This is a genomic window from Micromonospora sp. KC721, from assembly GCF_004348355.1.
Taxonomy (GTDB): Bacteria; Actinomycetota; Actinomycetes; order Mycobacteriales; family Micromonosporaceae; genus Micromonospora.
Genome location: NZ_SMJY01000008.1, coordinates 51,482 through 72,709, shown reverse-complemented (window position 1 = coordinate 72,709; position 21,228 = coordinate 51,482). Strand labels below are relative to the sequence as shown.

General features: G+C 69.9%; 19 protein-coding genes and 1 riboswitch. Of the genes, 6 read left to right on the top strand and 13 right to left on the bottom strand.

What is annotated here, in order from left to right:
• Positions 1–838, top strand: an 838-nt coding sequence (locus tag E1182_RS03075) for a hypothetical protein (protein ID WP_207921240.1), incomplete at its 5' end; no start/stop codon positions are given.
• A gap of 369 nt (positions 839–1,207) precedes the next feature.
• Here the strand turns inward: E1182_RS03075 and E1182_RS31920 are convergent.
• A complete protein-coding gene (locus E1182_RS31920; RefSeq protein ID WP_243705997.1) occupies positions 1,208–1,510 on the bottom strand; it encodes a helix-turn-helix domain-containing protein in 303 nt (100 codons plus the stop codon).
• A 123-nt stretch (positions 1,511–1,633) separates the two neighbouring features.
• Between E1182_RS31920 and E1182_RS03065 the strand changes: the two genes are divergently transcribed.
• Positions 1,634–2,482 (top strand): SDR family oxidoreductase, encoded by an 849-nt coding sequence (locus E1182_RS03065; RefSeq protein ID WP_132261078.1) that lies wholly within the window; start codon positions 1,634–1,636, stop codon positions 2,480–2,482.
• A gap of 419 nt (positions 2,483–2,901) precedes the next feature.
• On the opposite strand, the gene E1182_RS03060 is transcribed toward E1182_RS03065, so the two are convergent.
• Positions 2,902–3,477, bottom strand: a complete 576-nt coding sequence (locus tag E1182_RS03060; protein WP_132261077.1) for a C40 family peptidase — start codon at positions 3,475–3,477, stop codon at positions 2,902–2,904.
• 6 nt (positions 3,478–3,483) lie between these two features.
• Positions 3,484–3,669: riboswitch (cyclic di-AMP (ydaO/yuaA leader) on the bottom strand.
• 521 nt (positions 3,670–4,190) lie between these two features.
• On the opposite strand from E1182_RS03060, the gene E1182_RS03055 reads away from it, so the two are divergent.
• Both E1182_RS03055 and E1182_RS03050 read left to right on the top strand, forming a co-directional pair.
• Positions 4,191–4,907 carry a hypothetical protein gene (locus E1182_RS03055; RefSeq protein WP_132261076.1) on the top strand — a complete coding sequence of 239 codons (717 nt, stop codon included), beginning with the start codon at positions 4,191–4,193 and terminating at the stop codon, positions 4,905–4,907.
• A gap of 468 nt (positions 4,908–5,375) precedes the next feature.
• Positions 5,376–6,755, top strand: a complete 1,380-nt coding sequence (locus E1182_RS03050) for an NAD(P)/FAD-dependent oxidoreductase (protein WP_132261075.1) — start codon at positions 5,376–5,378, stop codon at positions 6,753–6,755.
• A gap of 464 nt (positions 6,756–7,219) precedes the next feature.
• Here E1182_RS03050 and E1182_RS03045 read toward each other — a convergent pair whose 3' ends face one another.
• The gene (locus E1182_RS03045; protein WP_132261074.1) at positions 7,220–7,732 is read right to left on the bottom strand and encodes a DUF402 domain-containing protein; all 513 of its coding nucleotides are present in this window, start codon (positions 7,730–7,732) and stop codon (positions 7,220–7,222) included.
• Positions 7,733–7,813: 81 nt separating this feature from the next.
• A complete protein-coding gene (locus E1182_RS03040) occupies positions 7,814–8,005 on the bottom strand; it encodes a hypothetical protein (protein ID WP_132261073.1) in 192 nt (63 codons plus the stop codon).
• Between the two features lie 178 nt (positions 8,006–8,183).
• On the opposite strand from E1182_RS03040, the gene E1182_RS03035 reads away from it, so the two are divergent.
• The gene (locus E1182_RS03035; RefSeq protein WP_132261072.1) at positions 8,184–8,825 is read left to right on the top strand and encodes a gamma carbonic anhydrase family protein; all 642 of its coding nucleotides are present in this window, start codon (positions 8,184–8,186) and stop codon (positions 8,823–8,825) included.
• 337 nt (positions 8,826–9,162) lie between these two features.
• Here E1182_RS03035 and E1182_RS03025 read toward each other — a convergent pair whose 3' ends face one another.
• The 8 genes from E1182_RS03025 to E1182_RS02990 all read right to left on the bottom strand — a co-directional run bounded on the left by E1182_RS03025 (position 9,163) and on the right by E1182_RS02990 (position 19,049).
• Positions 9,163–9,507, bottom strand: a complete 345-nt coding sequence (locus E1182_RS03025; protein WP_132261071.1) for a hypothetical protein — start codon at positions 9,505–9,507, stop codon at positions 9,163–9,165.
• A gap of 147 nt (positions 9,508–9,654) precedes the next feature.
• Entirely contained in the window at positions 9,655–10,302 is a 648-nt protein-coding gene (locus E1182_RS03020; RefSeq protein ID WP_132261070.1) for a DUF6518 family protein, read from the bottom strand.
• 289 nt (positions 10,303–10,591) lie between these two features.
• Complete coding sequence (locus tag E1182_RS03015) at positions 10,592–12,139, bottom strand: hypothetical protein (protein ID WP_243705996.1); 1,548 nt, start codon at positions 12,137–12,139, stop codon at positions 10,592–10,594.
• A 282-nt stretch (positions 12,140–12,421) separates the two neighbouring features.
• Positions 12,422–13,672 (bottom strand): VWA-like domain-containing protein, encoded by a 1,251-nt coding sequence (locus E1182_RS03010; RefSeq protein ID WP_132261069.1) that lies wholly within the window; start codon positions 13,670–13,672, stop codon positions 12,422–12,424.
• A complete protein-coding gene (locus tag E1182_RS03005; RefSeq protein ID WP_132261068.1) occupies positions 13,669–14,913 on the bottom strand; it encodes an AAA family ATPase in 1,245 nt (414 codons plus the stop codon). Before E1182_RS03005 ends, E1182_RS03010 begins: the two co-directional genes overlap by 4 nt.
• 67 nt (positions 14,914–14,980) lie before the next feature.
• Entirely contained in the window at positions 14,981–16,375 is a 1,395-nt protein-coding gene (locus tag E1182_RS03000) for a hypothetical protein (RefSeq protein WP_132261067.1), read from the bottom strand.
• A 589-nt stretch (positions 16,376–16,964) separates the two neighbouring features.
• Complete coding sequence (locus E1182_RS02995; protein WP_132261066.1) at positions 16,965–18,080, bottom strand: DUF6193 family natural product biosynthesis protein; 1,116 nt, start codon at positions 18,078–18,080, stop codon at positions 16,965–16,967.
• Between the two features lie 147 nt (positions 18,081–18,227).
• Positions 18,228–19,049, bottom strand: a complete 822-nt coding sequence (locus E1182_RS02990; RefSeq protein ID WP_132261065.1) for a TIGR02452 family protein — start codon at positions 19,047–19,049, stop codon at positions 18,228–18,230.
• Positions 19,050–19,514: 465 nt separating this feature from the next.
• On the opposite strand from E1182_RS02990, the gene E1182_RS02985 reads away from it, so the two are divergent.
• The gene (locus E1182_RS02985) at positions 19,515–20,045 is read left to right on the top strand and encodes a YfbM family protein (protein WP_132261064.1); all 531 of its coding nucleotides are present in this window, start codon (positions 19,515–19,517) and stop codon (positions 20,043–20,045) included.
• Between the two features lie 274 nt (positions 20,046–20,319).
• Here the strand turns inward: E1182_RS02985 and E1182_RS02980 are convergent, their stop codons facing one another.
• Positions 20,320–21,186 carry an endonuclease/exonuclease/phosphatase family protein gene (locus tag E1182_RS02980; protein ID WP_165942487.1) on the bottom strand — a complete coding sequence of 289 codons (867 nt, stop codon included), beginning with the start codon at positions 21,184–21,186 and terminating at the stop codon, positions 20,320–20,322.
• Positions 21,187–21,228: the final 42 nt, after the last annotated feature.

Below are 21,228 nucleotides of genomic sequence, written 5' to 3'. Positions count from 1 at the left end.
GGTTGAGACGCTGCCGTTCTGGGCGGGGTGGGGAGCGGTGGGAGTCGGTGCCGCCCTCGCGGTGGTGGTCGGGTACGCGGTCCGGTTCCCCGGCCGCCGTGCGGCCGCCGGCAGTTGGGCGGCGGCCGCGCTGCTCTTGGTCGTCGCGTTCCCGCTGCATCTTCTCTTCGAGGTCCCGGCGGCGTTGGCGGGGCGTCCCTCGGACTGGCGTGACCTCGTCGCCCGGCTCGTGCTGGTGACCGGCGGCGTCTTGTTCGCCGGGCTGGCGACCGCATGCGATCCTCAGCGCGGACCGGTGGCTCCCGGCTACCGGCCGGTGCCGCGGTGGACCCGCCGCTGGGCGTACGTGGCGGTCGCGCTCCCCGTGATCGGCTGGGCGGTGCCGCACGGGCTCTGGATGCTCGGCGTGCCGTTCGGCATCTCCGAGCGGCAACTGGATGACATTCACCAGGGCCTGTCGACATGGACAGGCGTGGCGATCACTCTCGTCCCGCCGCTCGCCAGCCTGCTCGTTCTCGGGTTGGTGCAGCGGTGGGGGCAGCAGTTCCCGCGCTGGGTGCCCGGGCTGGGCGGTCGCCCGGTTCCCCGGCTCCTGGCGGTGGTCCCGGCCGGGGTGGTAGCGCTCGCGCTGGTCACCTACGGCGCGCTGAGCGTCGCGGCGTTCGTGAGGCAGGTGCTCGCGGACGACCTGCGTTGGGCGGACTTGTGGGAGGGGTGGGCGGTGGTCGCCACGCCGCTGGTGTTCGTCGGTTGGGGAGTGTCGCTGGGCGTCACGGCAACCGGCTACGCCCTGGCTACCCGGCCTCGTCAGCCGCGGGCCACCGGCCTCTCGCTCTGAGCCGCCGTCTGACCAGTCACGGCCGAAGCCTCAGCGCGACCGGCCTTTCGAAGGGAGCGGCTGATGGCCGAGCAGGGCTGGCAGGGCGCGTTCCCGCGTCGAGGCTGGCGCGGCGGCTCCACGCGACAGGACCCACGGCATCCACGCGAGCTGGGCTACCTCAGCCCCGACGAGTACGAGACCGCCTGGCACATCGCTGACCCGACGGTCGCATGCAATCGATCAGAGCCGGGATCTCCTCACAGTTGGCTACGCGTCTGCACGCCGAGGCGGCGCGGCTGGGCCACGAATGGCTGACGGCCTGCGGAGGTGGGCGGGTAGCGGGTGGAATGGCAGCCCCGGAAGTTGCGTCGGTGGTCGGGCCGCCCGTCACCGTGGTCGAGCACCGGGTCCCGGGTTGGCTTCGCCCCACACCAGCATGGCGTGGAGGATGCTGCTCAGGCTGTGTCCCTGCTCGGTCAGGGCGTACACCACTCGTGGCGGAACCTCGGCATGGACGGTGCGGGTGAGGATCCCGTGGTGCTCCAGCATCCGTAGCCGGTCGGTAAGGGTCTTGGCGCTCGGGGTCCCGAGAGCGGCCCGTAGTTCGCCGAAGCGCTTGGGCCCGCTCAGTAGCTCGCGGACAACGAGGGTGCTCCATTTGCCGTCGAGTACCTGCAGGGCCCGTTCCACACCGCAGCCGGGACCGCTCGGTCGCCCAATCAGGCTTTCCAGCTGCTCAGGACCAATGGTTTCCACAGGGACACAATATAACTTCGTGGGTACTAATTCAGTCAGGGAACTACGGTCGGTCCCATGAGTGAAACCACCGTCGTCGTCCACGGCGCCACCGGAACCCAAGGCACCGCGATCATCCGCCGCCTGCGCGCGGCGGGGCACCGGATCCGGGCCGTCGCCCGGCATCCCCGCCTAGCCGCTGACCCGGCCGTCGAAGCCGTCCCAGCCGACCTGCTCGACCTCGACGCGCTCGTCGCCGCGTACGCCGGCGCCGACGCGGTCGTCATCCAGCTGCCGCTGCACTTCGCCGCCGACGCGGTGCGCCAGGCCGACACCGTCCTCGACGCGCTCGGAAAGACGGGCGTACCCCGCGCGGTCTTCAACACCGGCGGTGCTGTCCCGGCCGACCCGATCGGGGTGCCTTTCGTCGATGCCAGGATCCGTCTGGCCGCCCGTCTGCCCGACACGGTGCCGGTGGCGTCTGTGGTCGGTCCGGCCAGCACCTACCTGGAAAACCTCGTGGCCGCCTGGTCACGGCCACTGGTGCACACCCAGGGCGAGCTGCGCTACCCACTACCGGAGCAACTCCCGAACCCGTGGTTGGCCGCCGACGACCTCGGCGCAGCCGTCGCCGACCTCGTCGTAGCAGCGGCGCCGCCGACCGCGCGATTCGTGGCCGGCCCGTCGGCCCTGACCGGCCCGCAGGTAGCCGCCGAAATCGAGGCCGCGACCGGCCGCCGGCTCCGCTGGCACACCATCGACCCGCAGGACTACGCCCGGATGCTCGCACCACACCTGGGGGAAGCGGTTGCAACGGGCATCGCGGCGGCGTACATCAACCCGGCCCCACTACCGGATCCGACGCTCGTCGTCCGTGGAACCACCACTGTCCGGGCCTGGGCAGCCCGGCAGGACTGGGCCGCCTGAACCCCTCCGCTGGCCACGGCGTCGCCCGTCAGCGGCGCCGCGGCCAGCGCCGTGGCGACGAACCTTGATGGCGGTCATTGAACGTCCCGAACTCAAGCGCGCTGGCGTGCCGCCGACCGCGGATGGCATGACCACCCGGAGTGCGAGCGTGGACGCAACCGCTGCCCCGTCGCTGGCGAAGGTCAACGCCTACCGGGCGGTGAGCAGGCGCTCGCGGCGCTGGTGGTCGGCTACGCCGTGCTCGGCGGACGGTTCGAGGTCAACGGCCCTGATCGGCCGGATAGCAGGCCGTGCTCGTAACGGACTGACCGGCGCGGCGCTTGCGGCACCCGTGCGAGTGCGTGACAAAGACGCAAGACGCATCAGCCACGGCGGGGCCGGAATCGGTCCTGCCGTGGCTGATGGCGTGCTCGTCACCGTCAGGCCAGGCGCCTGACGACGTAGTTACGGCTCCAGATCTTCTGCTTGCTGACGGTCTTGCCGGTCCGCGGCGACGACCACATCTTGCCGCCACCGGCGTAGATGCCGGCATGGGTGCCGTACGAACCGGAGCGGATGATGATCAGGTCACCCGGCTTGGCGTTCGCCTTGCTGACGGCCTTGCCGTACCGCTGTTGCAGGTTCGCCTTGTGCGGCAGCTTCTTGCCAATCGTCTTCTTGTAGACGTACAGCGTGAACCCGGAGCAGTCGAAACGCTTGGGCCCGGCCGCGCCGTAGAGGTACCGCTTGCCCTTGTGCTTGGCCGCTTCGGCGACCACGCGGGTTCCGACCGCCTGCTTGGCGGCGGCCTTGACGGTCGTTGCCGCTACCGGGCGGGCCGACTGCGGGCCGCCCTGGGGCAACGCCGCCGTGACAGAGACGGCTGTGACCGCCGGAGCGGCGGAGGCGACCTGCGGCGCGCCGAGCCCGCCGGACAGCAGGCCGAGACCGACGGACAGGGCGATGCTGCCGGTGCCCAGCTTGCGCAGGCGCCGACTCGAGATGTTTTCGTGCACGGTGAAGGAATCCCTCCGGCACGCCTGCGAGGTTAGCTGTCGGGTTCGGGCGGGAAGGATTGCCCGGCCGCTGTCGCGGCTTCACCCCAAGGCCCTGCGGCCGGCCGAGTGCTGCGCGTGCCGGTCGAGGACCACGAATGTGGTTCCCCCGTCCCTGCCCCCGATTGCCTCATGGGTGGTCGTTCAGGTTCGTGGCGTCGGACCGGGGCAGGGCTCGGCGTGGTCCGGATCGGCACGAGCGGCGAGCAGGTGCACGCCGCTCATCCTTTATAGCCGCCGTTGCGTGCCGACCGTCTCCCCGTCACCGCTACTTGTTGTAGTGACCTCCGCGAGACGTGTCCGGTTTGGAAGGCCGGTGCGGCGTTTGCCGTCACGTACTGCCCCCGATGCGTTACGCAGGAGCGATATCTTGCTGTGAAGGGGGACACAGGAATGCTGAACAGAGTGTCATCTTCGCGCCGACGGCCTCGGCCGTACGCCGACTGGCGATTACCGGGAAGGGCGAGTCGCCCTTGCCGGACGGCGTGCGGATCCGAACCGAAACGGCGAGCACGGCCGCCTTCGGTCTTGGCGAAGGAGATGGATCGGTGACGAGCCGCTTCCGGTTCATCTCCACCCACCGTGGCGCCTTCGCGACATGGACCGCCCCGCCCGTGACCGGGGTGCCGACTCATCGACTGACCTCAGTTAAATTTGCGCTCCATGCTGGAGTCGTGCAGGACTCATGGGTGTACGAGCGGCGGATGGCGGACGCGATCGCCGTCGGTGACTCCTCGGACGACAAGGAGTTCTTCCGGCTGGCCGCCGCGCGGGGAGCCGCCGGTGATCACGCCGAACAGATCTGGCTCCTGCGGCAGGTCAACGAGCGTGGCAACCGGGAGGCGTACCGGCTCCTGCTGGAGGCGCTCACCGAGCACGGGACACCGGGCGACGTGAGGGACCTGCGTGGACCTGTGTCGGGCAAGGGCTGCGCCAGGAGGATCGCTCTGCACGCCGTGGCCGGGCGTCGACGGGCCGGGACTGCTGGACATGGCCGAACAGCGGCGGCGGCTGCTGATCCGGCCGCTGACGCTCCCGCCGCAGGGACGGACTGCCGGGCTCCGGTGGCGGGTCAGGCAGTCCACCGCGGTGACGGCGGCTATGGTCCTCGGCCGGAGAAGTCGACGGGTTCGCCGTTGGTCGGTATGCCTCCAGGTTGCCTTCGAACGAACAGCCGGCCGTCCCGTGGTCCGAGCGAACCTGCTACCGACCTCGATCAGATGTACCGGCTCAGAATCGGGGTCAGCCGTTGGGTGATCTTCGAGTGGCCTGCCGCGCTGGGGTGGGTGCCGTCGGTCGTGTCGCTGAACGAGATCCAATCCCCGGTGTCCACGAAGTGCACACTTCACCTGCTGAGCGCCGAGCACCCGGGCCGCTCCTTCGGACGGTGACGTTCGGGGAATCCCTGCGTCCGCCCGGCGCGCCGCGGCCGTGATCATCTTCGTGGGATTCGCGGCGGCCGGCGGTTACTGAGTCCGCCACGCCCACCACCGTCCGAACACGGCCGGGCCGATTCCCGATCGAAAAAACCCACCCGTCGTCCGCCAGTCGTCGCCTTCCCGTCGTGTCTCGATGCCTGATCGGTTGGCTCGCCCCGTCATCCTTTCGGTGCACCGAGAACCGGTCAACAATGACCGGTAGACGACTGAGATATCGCTCACGACACCGATCAGCAGAGCTGATAGTTGCGCCTTGACCAGGGGTTATGGCGACCGAAGGTCGATCGGCCCGCAGATCTGGGAAGTGGTGGAACCGCTGACGGGACATTCACTGTCAGCTAGCCGTCCATTAATTCGTTTTACCCACGGGCATGCCGTGCCGCTCACTGTAGACATCCATTCAGTGAAACGGAGTCAGCCGTGGCCACCACCAATCAGACCGGGCAGGCGATCATCCTCGGCGGCAGCATCGGAGGCCTGCTCGCCGCGCGGGTGCTGAGCGAGTCGTACGCGAAGGTGACCGTCTTCGACCGGGACGAACTGCCGGCGGACGCTGTCGACCGCAAGGCTGTGCCGCATAGCGGGCACTCGCACGGGCTGCTCGCCCGGGGCCGCCAGATCCTGGAGGAGTTCTTCCCCGGCCTGACCGCCGACCTGACCACCCAGGGGGCGGTCACCATCGACGTCCAGCGGGACGTCATCTGGGTCAACGACGGCTACCGGATTCCCCGGGTCGCCTCCGGGCTGGAAGGGCTCTGCGTCAGCCGGCGCGCCTTGGAGGCGTACGTCCGGGACCGGGTCCGGGCACTGCCCAACGTGGAGATCCGCGACAGGTGCGAGGCGTTGGGGTTGCTCGCCGACGGCGGCACGGTCGTCGGCGCGCGGGTCCTGCCCCGGGGCGGCCGGGAGGAACGCCACGACGCCGACCTGGTGGTGGACGCGACCGGCCGGGGCAACCGCGGCCCCACCTGGCTCGCCGAACTCGGCTACCAGCCGCCCGTCGAGGACCGGGTGGATCCGCGCACGGTGTACGTCTCCCGCGACTACCGCCGCACCCCGGGCGAGGCCGACTTCGCGGCCTTCGTCAGCAGCCCCTCGCCGGACGCCCCGTACGGCGGGGTGGCCATCTCGGCGGAGGGCGACCGGTGGATGGTCACGCTGCTCGGCGTCGGCCCGAACCAGGCCCCGCCCACCGACCCCGAGGGTTACCTCGCCTTCACCGCGCGGCTGCCCGCCCCGGAGTTGCACGCGCTGCTGAGCCGGGCGGAGCCGCTCGGCCCGCCCAAGCGGATGCGGCTGCCCACCAGCGTGCGCCGCCGCTACGAGCACCTCACCCGCCTGCCGGAGGGCTTCATCGCGGTCGCCGACGCGCTGTGCAGCTTCAACCCGGCGTACGGGCAGGGCATGACGGTGGCCGCGGCGGAGGCGGTGGTGCTGCGCGACTGCCTCCGGCAGGGCCGGCGGGAGCTGCCCCGCCGCTTCTTCGCCGGCGCGTCGAAGGTGGTCGACGTGCCGTGGGACATGGCCGTCGGCGCCGACCTGCGCCACCCGACGATCGTCGGGCCGCGCAGCCGCCGGACCCGCTTCCTCAACGGGTACGTCACCCGGCTGCACGCCGCCGCCGCGCGACACCCGGTCGTGGGGCAGCGCTTCCTGAGCGTCGCCAACCTGATGACACCACCGCCGGGGCTCTTCGCGCCGGGGATCGTCGCCCGGGTGCTCTGGTCCGGCCGGCGTACCACGCCGCACCCCGTCCACGCGGAGCCGGTGGCGCGGGTCGAGGAGCTGGCCACCCGCTGAGCCGGGCACCGCGGGTGGGCGGCCGGGGGACAGCCGCCCACCCGCATGACCGCCCGCCGCCGACCAGGCCGCTCACCGCGTTCTGTCGTGGCCGGTGTCGAGTTCGTGGAGGACCGATCGCTGATCGGCCTCAGCGGTACGGCACCCGTGCCCGCTATCCTCGCGCCTACCCGCGTCAGTACAGGCATCCGGTGGTGTTCGTCGTTGACGCCGTCTCGCTGCCGGAGCGTCCCCTGCTCGTCGTCAGTCTGAACGAAGGGTGACCAGACAGCTCCGTTGTGGTCGGCAGGCCCGGACGGCGTCTTTCGAGGATCTTGACTGCCATGTTGCCGGTCCAACGCCGCGCCTGGACGCACTGATCTGTTGCCGAGGGTGTCGGCGCCAGCTGGTGCCGTCACGCTTCGGGGCCGGACTCCGGTCCAGCCGACGTCCGAACTGCCGATGAGCGCGCACGGCGATCGGTCTCACGCCTGCTGGCGAAGTATCCGCCACCCGCGCCATAGCCAGGGTTCCATCCCCTGCCTGAGGACATCCGCACAACGCTCAGCCGTGGCGCGTGCGAGCTTGGCGTCATCCGAGGTCATCCACCCGTTGTGGCACGCCTCCTCGTACTCATCCCAGTCCTCGATCTCGACACGCCCACCGCGCTCGTGAAGCACCGGGTCCAGCTCGAGATCGACATACCACCAGCCTGCTTCGGTGACCTCCGGCGGAAGGCAAACGTCGATCTCGAGCCGTTGGTCAGCAGGATCACCGACCCACCACGCCACCCACGGACGGTTCGTCGCCAGCAACACCACAACCGGTACGGACAAAGTGCCGCAGTCATGCGGAGCACCCCATGGCGAACCGACCGCACCGCGCAGCCACGTCCCATCACGATCCTGTCCGACCTGCCGCAGATCGAACCAGAAGACGCCACCAGGACGCTTGATCTTGTGTAGTCGCACGCCGTCGGTAGCTTCCCCCGTGCTCACGAAAGCACCCTAGGCGAGACGTATCCTGTGCCGCGCTTCGACGGGGCATGGCCGTCCGCTCGTGCGGCGGTTCCGATGGGCTCATCCCTGGCGGAGTCGGCGGTACTGCGGGTCGAGTTGGCCGAACGCGATCCCGTTCTCGTCCAAGGCGTTGTACAGGGTCAGCCAGCCGTCAGCGAATCGGAGGCCAAGGGCGACGCCACCGTCCGCCAGGTCGCCGCCAGCCCATTCGAGAGGCTCCACCGCCGCAACAAGCCGTCCGATGTCGGCCACGCCGACGCCCTGGTCACGTCTACCGAGCTCCACGTGATCGACAGATCATCGAGCTTCTAGTGCCGTATCAGTCAACGTTCGCCCTGTAGTGCCTCAGATCGCGGATGGCACCTGTCTCGGCGAACGCGACGTCTGAAATCCGCCAGCATGGTCGCGGCGGTCGGGTGAGAATCCGCCCATGGTCGCTGAAGCGCAGGGAATCCGCATCCGGCACCGCGGGTATGAACCGCAGGTCCATCCCACCGCCTACGTTGCCCCGACGGCCACGCTCGTTGGTGATGTCCGTGTGGGGCCGAGGGCGCGGGTGATGTACGGTGCGGTGCTCGATGCCGAGGGGTCTCGAATCGAGGTCGGGGAGGCGGCGGTGATCTGCGAGAACGCAGTGTTGCGCGGGTCTGCGGTCGCCGGCGATCAGCCGGTGCTTGTCGACGATCACGTCTTCGTGGGGCCGCATGCCACGCTGCTGGGCTGCGAGGTTGGCCGGTGCGTCTATGTGGCGACCGCGGCGACGGTCCTGCAGTGCGCACGGTTGGGGGCCGGCTCGGTTGTCGCTGTCGGTGCGCTTGTCCATGCGCGCACCGTTTTGCCGGACGAGTACTTCGTGCCGCCGCACACCGTGGCGCTTGACACGCCGGTGCGGCTGCTGGCGCCTGGCGATCCGGGCCTGGCCGAGGCCGTCAGGCGGGTGGGCTTCGCGCAGGTGGCGTTCGGCGTCGATGCGGAGTGGACCGACCGGATCAGCCGGTACGAGCACATCGCGGAGGTGCGCGTCGCCGAGTTCGGCACGCACGCGGACGATGAGGTTCTGAATCTCGGCTAGCGCCGCATCAGCGGCCCTTGTGCTGTGGTGAGGTGACGCGCCGTCCGGATTCCAGGGCGGCGCGGGTCGCGGTGTCGGTGAGCAGCTTCGGCGACGCGCGTCCGGCGAGCTGTGCCGATGTGGCAGAGCGCGTGCGGGTCCGTGAGATCGATGACGACGAGGGCAGGCGGCTGCTGCGGATCATCCGTAGGGACACCGGGTCGGTGGTGACCTGGCACCGGGCGCAGATGGTGCTGTTATCCGCGCAGAGCATGCCCGTGGCGAAGACGGCAGTGGGCCGAACTCGGCGCAGGCACAAAGACCCCGACCGTGAACCACGCCGCAGGCGGCGGGCAACCTAAGCGTCCTCCTCGTCAAACGGCTCGTCACTCCACCGCCACCACGCCTCGTTGCGATCGATGTGGAGAAGGAACTCAGGAACCTCCTGGCCCTCCGGGCACCGAAGCGTCACGGCGTTCCGGACTGCGTCGTACGCGCGCTCCCAGGACTCGGCGTTTTCATCGATATCATCGAGCAGCCGCAGTTCCTCAGCGAAGAGTTGCCGGACCTCCGCGAACCCATCCTTCGGATCGACACGCCCGTTCAGCCACGGGAAATCGCCACCGGTCACTACAAGATCAGCAAGTGCCCCGCCATCGGAGCGTCGGTGCAGTGTCCAAACGTCGCGGTGATGATCGCTCACGCTGACGACACTAGCGGCTGCAGAGATTCCTACTGAACGGATGCGGCTTCGCCGTTGGTCGCACTCCGCCATGGCCATTTGCACGCTTGGGCCGCCGACCGTGCGCGCGTCAGTGACGAACACCCGTCACCTCGTGTAGCAGGTTACTCAGCCGCCCGGTGGACTTTGGGGAGACGCCCCAGCACTGCGCCTGTGGATCCCGCGAGCGACCAACACGGTGGCGACTGCGGCTGCGATCCAGATGCTCCACCGCACCGGCTTCGCCATCAGGCTCTCCGGCGGTGGAGGCAGGATGGCCATCTGCAGGGCCGCGCCTGCGGGGACGACAAGCGCAGCCACCACCCCGGTCGGACCGGGAAGCCGGATCAGTGCGCCTGCGACACCGAGCGGCGAACCGAGCAACACACTGCCGATCAGCCAGTACCGAGTAGCCATGCCCCACCACGCGCCGCCGTCGAACAGCAGGTCCGCGCCGTAGTAGGCAGTGGTGGCGAAACCCAGCGCCAGGCCACCGGCCAGAGCGCCGCGCAGCATCCCTGACGCCGGCCGCACCTGCCGACTCACCAGCCAGCCCGCCAGCACGGCCGTCGCTGCCCAAGCCCAGCCAGCATCCAGGATCAGACTCGCGAACTCCGCGGCCTGCGACCAGACGCCACGCTCAGCACGCGCAGTGCCGACCTCTCTCAGCATCACCGGCACATGATTGACAACCGAGTCGACGACGCCCCACACCATCCCAACGGTGGGGCCCACCATCCACCACAACCGACCGCTCGGCGACATCACAGCACTCATGGTGCCGGACCCGTCCGGTGGGCGTCCTCCCGCACGCGGCGACGAGCCTCACCGAGTGCGTCCGCGCCGGAAATGGGGCCGGGCCGGCGTCACCAGAAACTTCACCGGCGGCTTGCTGGACCACCATTGGGTCGTCGAAGTCTGGGACGATCGGGGCTGGCACCTTACGACGCGCAGATCAGCGCCCCGGGGCACGCAGGTCTCAGCTACCCGATGCATGGAAGGGACGGTGACCCAGCCGCATCGGCGCGTGGTTCCAGCGCAGAGCTGTACCAGTTGAGAAGGGCGCCTACTCATCGGAGCGGCTGCTCGCAAACCAGGCGGCAAGCTGCTGGCTGGTTTCGTCTCCAAGCGCCGCAGCGGCTTGGGCCGTCAATGCGACAAGCTCAGCGTGTTCCATCTTGGTGACATGCAGTTCCGGCCGGGGGGCGTAGCGCCAGGCGGCTCGCGTCGCGTCCCGGGCGATGCGGGTGGCATCAGCCTTCCCGCGCGTGGCCAGGCGTAGGTCGGCGTCGACGGCCAGAATCAGAGCCGCGCGCAACTCGACCTCGACGCCCTGGCCGCGTAGAAGCCGGTAGCCCGCCCGGCGTAACTCCACTCGACCGTCCGCGAGCAGCTCCCAGGGCAAGCCCGATGGCAGAGCGCCGACCAGCGGGCGCAGCGCCAGCGCCACCTCCCGCACCACCTGCGGTGACGGATCCCGCACCAACGCCACCGCCTCCCCCACCCCGACCGCGTCCAGCAGACGCAGACCCCGTACGGCCTGGGCACGGACCCTGGCCAGCTCATGACCGAGCAGCCGCCGCAGCAACGGGGCGTCCGCGGCCGAGCCGGTCTCGGCCAGCCCGGCGATCGCGCCCAAGGCCGGTTCGCCGGCGGCGACGGCAGTCCGGTAATGCGCCCGCACGTCGATACCGAGGCGACGGGCAGCGTCCCTGGCCACCGCCCGCACCAACGGCGCACCATCATCCAGGTATCCGGCGGCGTCGCTGTCCCGGCCGACCCGGACCAGTCCGGTCAAGGCCACTACCCGCACCTCGGCCCGAGCCGACCGAGCCAGACGCTGCAGGACATCGTGCCGGCGGGTCCACACCGCCTCACGGCACGCCGCCTCCGCCGCCCGCGCCCGTACCCACACGTCCGGATCCGACTCGGCCAAGGTCACCAGATCGGGCAGGCGCAGCCAGCCCTGCGCCAAGACGATGTCGACCACGAACCGGCGCTCCCGGCGACCACCCGAGTCAAGCACACCACGCCACACCTGCTCCGGAGCTGACATCACCGCCGCACGCACCTGGGTGAGCGCGAAGCTGGCGCGCAGGCGTGCGTCAAGGCGCAGCGTCATCGGCAAGACCGCCGGCAGGTATGCGGCGGGGTCGTCGGCGAGCAGCACCGCGAGCCCGGCCCGCGCACGATCCCGCACCGGCCTCACCCAATCAGCGGTACGCACCACCAGGAACGGCATCACCTCCGCGACCGGACGGCCGACCATTGCCGCAACCGCCCGCTCCCGGATCCACCCGTCGCCATCCATGCTCGCCAATACCGTCACCACCGGCCCCGATGACACGCCCGTGAACCGCGCCACGGCCCGCAGCAAAGCCGGCTCCCGGTACTCGCCATGGCACGGCGTCGACCGGACGTGCCTGTCGAGGCGTAGTGCCAGCCCCGGAACAGCGGCCACCATCGCCAGCGCCGACCGCGCCACGACCTCATCACGCATAGCGTCGACCTCGAGCAGCACCTCGACCAGGCGGTTCAGCGCCTCCCATCGGCCCGCCCCGGCCTCGCCGACCGTCACCCGCACCACCGCGAGCAGCCCGTCCCCTGCCGCCACCGGCGTAGGCGGGAGAACCGAGCCGTCGCGTCTGCCCCAGACCACCCCGACATCCTGCCCCAGCCACCGAGCCTGACTGAACCGCGACTTGCCGCCGGGCACGGCATCCAGTGCCGTCAGACCACCCTCGGCGCACCGTCATGCGGGCGCCAACAGTTTCCGCAGATTCTCGCCGCGCACCGGCTGCGCGTAGCTCCGGTACCGGCCTTCTACCAGGCCTCCGACGTGTTTCATGTGCGGCAGCAGCCCGACTCGCCGTCGATCTGCTGACGTGGGCTGGGCTCACCGCGGGGTGGGAACGGATCCGATGGTGACCACGCGGGCCCACTCGGGCGGGGAGTCCGGCCGATAGTCGGGATCGTCCTCGTTCCACCGGGCGGCGCGGTGAAATAGCCCTACGACCGTTCGGGACGGCGGCCGTGAGACCGGCCAGGGCGTTTGTCCGTCGGTCAGCACAACGATGGCGTCCGGGCATGGACTCTGCCGAAGCGCGCGGGCGAAGCCCGTGCGCAGATCCGTACCCCCACCGCCGATCAACGCGATGTCCTCGGCCCGGCACAGCGGACCGACGACTTGGGCGGCCGCGTCGCAGGGCAGCACGGTGACCAGGTCGCGGCGGCCGCCTACGGCCCGGGCGATCGCGGTGACCTCCAGCAGAGCGCTGCCGAGTTCGGCGTCGCTGACCGAGCCGGAGGTGTCGATGATGACGCAGACCCGCGGGGGTCGGCGTCGCAACGCCGGCAGGACGACGCCGGGTAGGCCGGCAGAGCGTCTCGACGGTCGGCCGTAGGTGTAGTCCTCGCCCACCCCGGGCGCGGAGACCGCGCAGCGGACCGCCGCTCCGAGTAGTTCCCGCCACGGCTGCGGTGGGTGAAACGCCTGCTCAGCCCACCGCCGCCAGCCCTGCGGGACGTTCCCCGGTCGGCCGGTGATGCCCTCGACCACCCGGAACCGCACCGCGTCGCGTTCCTGGGGGCTGAGGGCGTACGCGCCGTCGGGTCCGAGGTCCCATTCCCGCGGCAGCCCGTCGGCGCCGCTGCCGCAGTCCAGCCAGGCCAGATGCTGGGTACGCGGGCCGAGCCGGAACTGCCGCAGGTAGTCCTCCATCAGCTGTCCCTCCGGCAGCAGCAGCGAGCTCGGCTCGACCGCGCCTTCCGGGCGGGCCAGCCCGTCACCGAAGACGTCGTCGTTGATCTCACAGTCCGCGGCGATGTTCATCCGCAGCCGCTCCCCCGGCCCGGTCAGACCACGATCCCGCGCGACCCGGTCACCGCGCCCGTGGTGGTCACGCAGCAGGTGCGACACCTCGTGCACCCAGACTCCAGCAAGCTCCTCCACGGGCGTTCGGTCCACGAACGCTGGTGAGACATAGCACCGCCAGTACGGGTCCACCGCCATCGTCGGCACCTGCCGGGACTCGACCACGTGCAGGGCGAACAACGCCGTCGCCAGGTAGGGCCGGACCCGGGCGGCGTGCAGCCGGGCGGTGAAGAGTTTGTCCCGGTCCAGCGTGCCAGCGTGGTCGGTGCTCATCGGCCGCTCCCCGCGCCCGCCGCGACCCGGACCGCCGCCTGATCGGCCCGGCGGGACAGGGACACCACCCCGGCGAGTCGCCCGATGGACGCGGGCACATCCCAGTCTTCCTGACGCAGCCGGGCGAGGGTGGACGCGGGCACGACCACCAGGTCCGGGGCACCTGTCTCCAACGCCCGGACCAGCAACGTCCAGGCCGCATCCCAGCGGGACCGCTCCGGACGTCGGCGTACCGCCTCCACCACACCGTCGAGGACAGCTTGGCGTAGGTCGCCGCGCTCGGGCAGGACGGCGGTGGCCGGGTCGGCGAGCAGCACCTCGGGGTCGGGAAGGTCCATCCGGTCCAGGCTGGCCAGCAGCTCCAGTCCCGGTCCGTCGCCCACGGTGCCTCTGACCAGCATCGACAGGACCTCCCGGGCGGTATCGGCCGCGGTGGCGAACGCGATCAGACGCAGGGCCATCTCCCAGCTGCGCGGCGACGGCCACGGCCCACCGCGGCCGGCCTCACTGCTGGGTAGCCGGTGCACGAGCCCAGGGCGGGCCGACAGCAGCCCGCACACCGCGCGACGGGCGAAAGCGACAGCGTCCGGTAGCCGTTGCGGGTCGAGCCGAGGCAGCGTCGCTCGGGGCCAGGTCCCGCCCAGACCGCGTACGACGACCTCGTGGTCGTGGGTCCACTGCAGGTGCACGAAGCGGTTGGCCAGCGGCGGGCTCAGCTCCCAGCCGTCCGCCGCCGAGGATCGTGGGTTGGCGGCAGCCACGATTCGGATCCCGGCTGGCAGACACAGGCTGCCGATGCGCCGCTCGAGCACGAGACGGAGCAGGGCGGCCTGCACGGCCGGCGGGGCGGTCGACAGTTCGTCAAGAAACAGCAGTCCACGACCGGCGCGTACCAGGCGTACGGCCCAGTCCGGTGGCGCCATCGGGACGCCCTGGGTCGCCGGGTCGTCGCCGACGACCGGCAGCCCAGAGAAGTCGGACGGTTCGTGGACGCTGGCGATCACCGTGGTCAGCGGCAGGTCCAGAGCGGCGGCGAGCTGGGTGAGCGCGGCGGTCTTGCCGATTCCCGGCTCGCCCCACAGCAGCACCGGCAAGTCGGCGGCAACGGCCAGGGTCAGCGCCTCCAACTGCGGGTCGGAGCGGGTCTCGGTGGCAGTGTCGCGAAGCAGCGCGAGCAGTTCGGTGGCGACGTCGAGCTGCGGCACCGGGGCGAGGTCGATCGAGGTACGGGTGGAAGTCATCTGTCATCACCTGTGAAGTCGTGGTGGACCGGCCCTGTAGCCGGGCAAGGGAACGAGATCCCGCTGGTCAGCGGGCGATCGCGTGACGTGGGTGGGATCGGCGGTCACGCTTGGGCTGCCAGTCACGGGGGCAGGGAACAGGTCCCTGTCCGGTCAGCCCGGCTCGGAACAGCCCGTACGTGATCCGCCGCAGCGCGGCGTTCTCCAGTTCCTCCCGCAGCTCCCCGCTGCGTAGGAGCGCGTTGGGGCCGAGCAGCGCCTCGACGATGGCCAGCGCGCCGGCGGTGTCCCCGTGGTCCAGACGGGCGCGGATGTCGGGAAGGAACTCCGGACGGCGGTGTGCCTCGTCGATCGCCCGCAGGCAGGGCAGCGGGGTTCCGGTCAGCGCAGCCAACAGTTCCTCCCGGCGGATCTCCGCCGGGTCGTGGTCAAGCGGGGTGAGCACCCCGTTCACCAGGCCGATGCGGTGCCGGGCTCCCCGGCAGGCCACCAGACGTGACGCTGCCGCCAGGTCCGGAGACGCCGGGGTGGCCGGATGACCGGCCGCGAGCGCAGCGGCCACCAGCGGGTGAAGCCGGTCGACCTCGATCCGCCCGCGGCGCAACAGCTCCAGGTCAGGCGCTATCCAGGCCGCCGCGTCGGGCAGCACCGGCAGCCCGACGACGCCACCAGCCCGCGACGCCCTGATGATCCGCGCCGCAGGAGGCCGCAGGTCTGTGCCTGCCGGAACGACGTCCAGGACCAGACGACGGCGAGGCCCAAGCCGCACCGCCACGGCACCGCTGGTCCGACCCGATGCTTGGAGCAGCAACGCCGCTTCAGCCGCCCACCGGTGCACCGCGTAACCCCAGTCCCGCAACACGGTCCAGGGCGAATCATGGCGCATCGCGGCGGTATTGTCGGAAGCCAACTCCTGTGCGCCCGACCGGCCCCGCAGCTCGTCGGCTCTCCGCGCATCCCACAGGTGACGGTGCAGGTCGAGACGGAACCGACGGTCGGGACGCGGATGCGGATGCGGGCAGTCGCCCTCGTCGCGGGATCCGACCCACAGCGCGAGGCTGATCCGTTGGCCCGCATCCGCCCAGGCCGGTGGCGTCCGGGCAACGAGGTGCACCGGCTCGGCATCGTCGTGTTCCGCCCGGTCGTACCGTGCCAGTGAGACGGTCAGGCCGGGCCGCAGCAGCCCGTCGGGCGCGATCCTCGGCATGTGCCAGCGCAACAGGTCAGGCGCGAGGTGCCGGAGGTCAGCCCGGAGCCGGGCGGCCAGTTCCCGGCCGTGGCGGCGAGCCACAGCGCGCAGGTCAAGGTCGACGTCAACGCGAGCGGCGGCGCATGCGCCGGCCCAGTCACCGACGTGCCGACGAGCGGTCGCGTCTTCGATCATGGAGGGCGGCACGGCGTACTCGCGTACACGCCGCCAGAGAGAAAGACGGGAATCCGCGGTCGCGGCCAGGGAGCGCATCAGCACTCACCTTGCGCGAACCGGACCCCCAATCTGAGAGAGAGATTCATCGCGGCGGAGCATAGCGCCCCGCTGTGAGCTATGCCAAGGCCCAACCCAACCTGAACCGATATCCGGATCTGTCGCGTCAGGTGGTACTCGGAGAGCAGTCCCGAACACCTACACTGCTGGCGTCAGCAGGATCCGGTGGGTCCACCCCAGCAGGCGGGTCGCACGGAACGGGCCGGTCTAGCCGGCCGACGGTGTTGTCCTTGTACCCGACCGCCGACCAGCAAACGTCGAACGTGACCGGGTACTGACGGTTCCTGGGAACCGTTCGTGACGGTTCCCACGACGAGTGTGCCCTCGGGGTAGCGCCTGGCGATCGCGCACCATTCCACACCCGACCAGCGGGAAAAGCGGGTCCGCCGGCCGCGCATTCCGGCGTCCGACGGAAACAACCGCGCCGGGCCGGGCCGGTGTTGCAGCACCTCGAACGGCCCCGTCTGGCCGATTACGGGGCCACTCGGGTGGGTCGTCCGGCAGGTGCAGGACGTCGACCCACCCTTGAAGCAGTTGACCAAAGTCGACCCGGCCTGGGGCGGGCGGATCAGTCCAGCAGGCGCAGACGGACGCCGCTCAGCGCCTGCACCGCGAGTATCGGGCGGGACGGCTCGCCTTGCGGGGCCATCAGGAAGGGCCCGGTGAGCTGCGTCTTCGACCAAAGTTCGTCGGTGAGCTCGAGCAGTGTCCAGAGCCGGGCGGCTCCGTCGGGAATCGCGTGCAGGTCGACGTCGAAGCAGAGCTCGGTGGCGGAGACCGGATGGAAGGTCAGATCGGGTGCGGCAGGGTGCCAGGACATCTGAAGGGTCGCGGGCGGAGCGTCGGCGGGTCGCGCGAACACCACTGCCGCAGTGGGCAAGGGCCGCTCGACGCCACCCTCGGCGTACCGCCGCGGCCGCCCGTCACCGACCCAGTCGAACACGGCATCCCAATGGGCGACCGTGACCCCTCGAAGCAGAAGCCGGGGCAGATCGCCGCAGATGTCCCGACCACACCGGCGCGCCGCCTCCTCCCACCACGGATCGGCCGGCGCTGCCATGCCCGCCCCGGAGACCGCCGGGCCGGTTTCGTCGGGCAGGTGACGTACCGCCAACGCAACCGCCTCCTGCGGCGTCGTCGTCTCCCCGATCAAGACACCACACGGCGAGACGACCCGATAGGACAACCGGTCGCCCGCCGCATGCACATGCGGCACCCCGCCATGAGAAAAGGGGTACCCGGTACAGGTGGAAAACTCAATCGACCAGTGGCTGGTGTAGACATACAACTGGCGAAGCCTCGGCTCGCCGTACGCCGCCCGGACCAACTCGCCGAACTCGGGCCAGTCCGCTCGCTCCTCAACATCGGCGAAAAGCTGGCGCCACTGGTACGCCACGACGTGCTCCGGGCCGTGCTCGTGGGCCAGCGCCCGCTCGCTGACCCTGACGAAAGATGCCCGGCGTTGGATCTCGACCAGCGGTAGGCCGGCGCGCCATGCTTGTGCCAGCCGCGCCACCTCGGCCAGGTCGCCGGTGCTGCCAGTGAGCAGTTGGACGCCCTGCCCCCACCCGTCCACCGAGAAGTACCGCTCGATGTGACCGACGGAAACGCTCAGCGTCTCCCGCTCCGGCGCGACACTGACCACCTCCGCATACGACAGGGGGTTACTGTCGTTGGCTGTCACGTCGCCAACATCCACACCGACCTCGGCGCCGGCCCGTCGCAACGCGGCGGCCAGGCTGCCGGCGCGGGCGACCTCCGGCGCGCTCGTAGCTGAGCTGCTTCTTCTCCTGCGGGGTCCGCCGGCCCCTGCGACGCTCACCCCCGATCGTCACCACGCCACTTCCACAGCAGTTCCTGGAAAACGTTCTGTGAACGTGCGATACACGGGTGTGCCCGGCGGGCCATCGCGGATGGCGAACACCACGTGGTCGAATCGGTCGACCACCCGCAGCGCGTCGGCGAACGCGTCGGCAACCGTGGCGGGATCGTTGCCGAACACCCCGCACCCCCACGCGCCCAACACCACCGTCCGATGCCCGTGCGCAGCCGCGACCTCCAGCACCCGCCGGGCACGCCGGACCAGCACCGCCGGCACATCCGCAGCGTGCTCGGGCTGGTTGCGGAGGATCGCGCCCAGGTTCGGCGCCGCAGCGGTCAGAAACGACGTCGTGTACGGCTGGTCGAGCAGGTTGCCCTTGTCATCCCGGAACACCGGCACACCCGGGGAGTAGATGACCCGGTCGCTGTAACGCAGATCCCGCTGCCCGCGGTGGAACGCATAGAACTCCGGCGCGGCCAGTAGGCACGGGTACAGCGCCGACGAGCGAGCGATGCTCTCCTCCTGTGCCTTCGCCCCACCCAGGAACCCGCCACCCGGATTCTTCGCCGACGCGAACACCAGACACGCCGCACCAGACCCGAGCCGGTAGGCCGCCTGCAACGTCGACTCGTACGTCACCTCCACCTCGCCGGCACCGGGCTCCGCGTCCCCCACCACGAGCACCTCGTCCGGCAGGTAAAGACGAGTGCCGGCAACCGCGACACGTACCGTCGCGCCGATGGCGACCTCATCACCGGCACCATTGCGGTAGCGTCCCGACTCGGCGATCGACACTGTCTGCCGAGCAATCTCACGAAGACGACCGCTCACCGGCACACCCGGCGAGTCGGAAGGTGAAGGGCCCGCACACCCAGCAGGCTAGGCAAGCAGAGCGCCTACCGACAAGCAGTTTCCCCGGCCCTGCACGAGGCTGTGAACAAGCGGCTCGTTACCGACGAGATGCACGGCCTTCCCGACGAGCACGCGGCTCGACGAAAGCGAGTCCGCCAAGGCGTGGGGCCCGCCGAACCGAAGCCGGTGACGGTGTCCCTCTGCTTCGCTGGGGTAGCCACGCGGGTTCCATACGCATACGTCGCCGGCAAGCATCCAGGTTTCGCGCCGAAACCCAGCGTCACGAATTCGTCGGCGAGCCGCCGTTGCCCGGTGACCAAAGCGGCCGCGGCTCCCGGCGTGCCCTTCCCACCACGGCCGCGAGCGGATGACGGACCGCCGGGTTGCCGGAGCTCGTCGCCCGCTGCTGGGGTAAACGTCGTAGCCCGCCTTTAGGCTGGCGCCGTGAGCATAAACGGCAACTGGCTGCGCGTTTCCCCGGACGAACTGGAGCAGGCCAAGACCGACCTCGCTTGGGCCCACCGACTTGCCAGGGCGGAGCGGGACGACAACTCCGAACGCTGGAGCACCACGGACAAGGCATGGAACGGACTCGATTTCCTCCTCGACCGGCTTGACTTCGAGATTCCACTGGTCCTAGGAGCGGAGGCGTTTGTGGAACTGCCGGACGTCGAACCCGACAGCGACGAGATGCTCGACTTTCTGGAAAACCTCGAAGACGACTGGGGCTACGGGCCGCCCTCCTATCTGACACCGGTCCAGGTAGCAGTTGCAGCCTCGCAACTGGCTGCGCTCACCGAAGACGAGCTCATCCGCGGCGTCGACCCGCAGGAGTTGGACCGGGCCGAAATCTACCCCGGAGTCTGGGAAAGACCCGGCGAGCTGGCATGGGTAGCCCACTATCTGCCAGGCGTCCGAAGCTTCTTCGCGGCAGCCGCCAAGGATGGCGACGCGGTGATCTGCTGGCTGGACTGAGCGGCAGCACAGCCAGCTGGAGCGCCCCGGGCGGGCCGCCCGATGGGCGCTGACCCGCCACATGTTGATTCAGCGGTAGCGTGACCGGATGAGGGCACCCGGCAGACCATGCCCGACGGTTACCGCCTCCGTCGGCACAGTGGTCCTGCCCGAGCAGGCGTGCCGATGGATGCTGGTCCTGACCGCCATGCCCTCCACGCGACAGCGGCTGACCTGCGGTCACTCATCCTCTCGGGTCAGCCGGACACAACTCCGGTCGGTGCTCGATCGGCGGCTATGAGCGCATACAATTCCAGCCTGCGGTTGCTCCGAGTGCGGTTGACGAGGAGCGCCAGGCACCGGGTGGATGTTCGGGTGTCGCCAGATCGGCGACCATTCCGAAATGATCAGTGGCCCACACCTTGTCGACCGGTTCGTCGAAGGCCAGCCGGCAGTCGACGATGTCCAGGGTCGGGCCGTGGATGCCGCAGCGAACCATGACGTAGTCGATGCGGCGTCCCAGCTCCAGCGACATCTCGCCGGCCTGCACGAGTGGGTTCAGCGGTGTGAACGTGTGGCCGGGTTCGTCTGGGTGTATCGCAGACCAGGCATCCCGGTACGCGACGCTGCGTCGGCACAGCGACTGCTTGCCGGTCCAGAATCTCATGCTGGCAGAGTCTGGAGTGTCATCGAAATCCCCGGCCAACACCACGTGCATGTCCCGGCTGCCGAGTTGCTCCTCGATGAACTCGGCACAGACGACCGCTTGCAGCTCGCGTTCGTAGGCGTAACCCACGTGGTAGGTCGGCTTGTGGTGAACGAACAACAAGGGCCCGATCGGCGGTGGCGCTTCGATCTCGGCCACGACGGCGGCGCACCATGGCAGGTCCACGCGGTCGGTGACGTGCAGGTCAACCTCACGTACGGTACCGACCGGCCATCGGCTGGCGAGAGCAGCGCCGACGCCGTCAGCAGAGCGCCCGGAGTGACGAACGATGTGATAGTCAGGGCCGAGCAGGTCCGGAGCTTGGTCATAGCCATTACCCCAGACCGTTTCCTGCAGGGCGACCAGGTCCGGGCGCAAGCTTGCCAGACCCGCCTGTAACACCGAACGACGACGTTCCCAGTGGGCATGATCCGCCGAAAGCAGGTTGAGGGTCATGACCCTCAGATGACCTGGCCTCGCGCTGTCGTCAAACTCCGC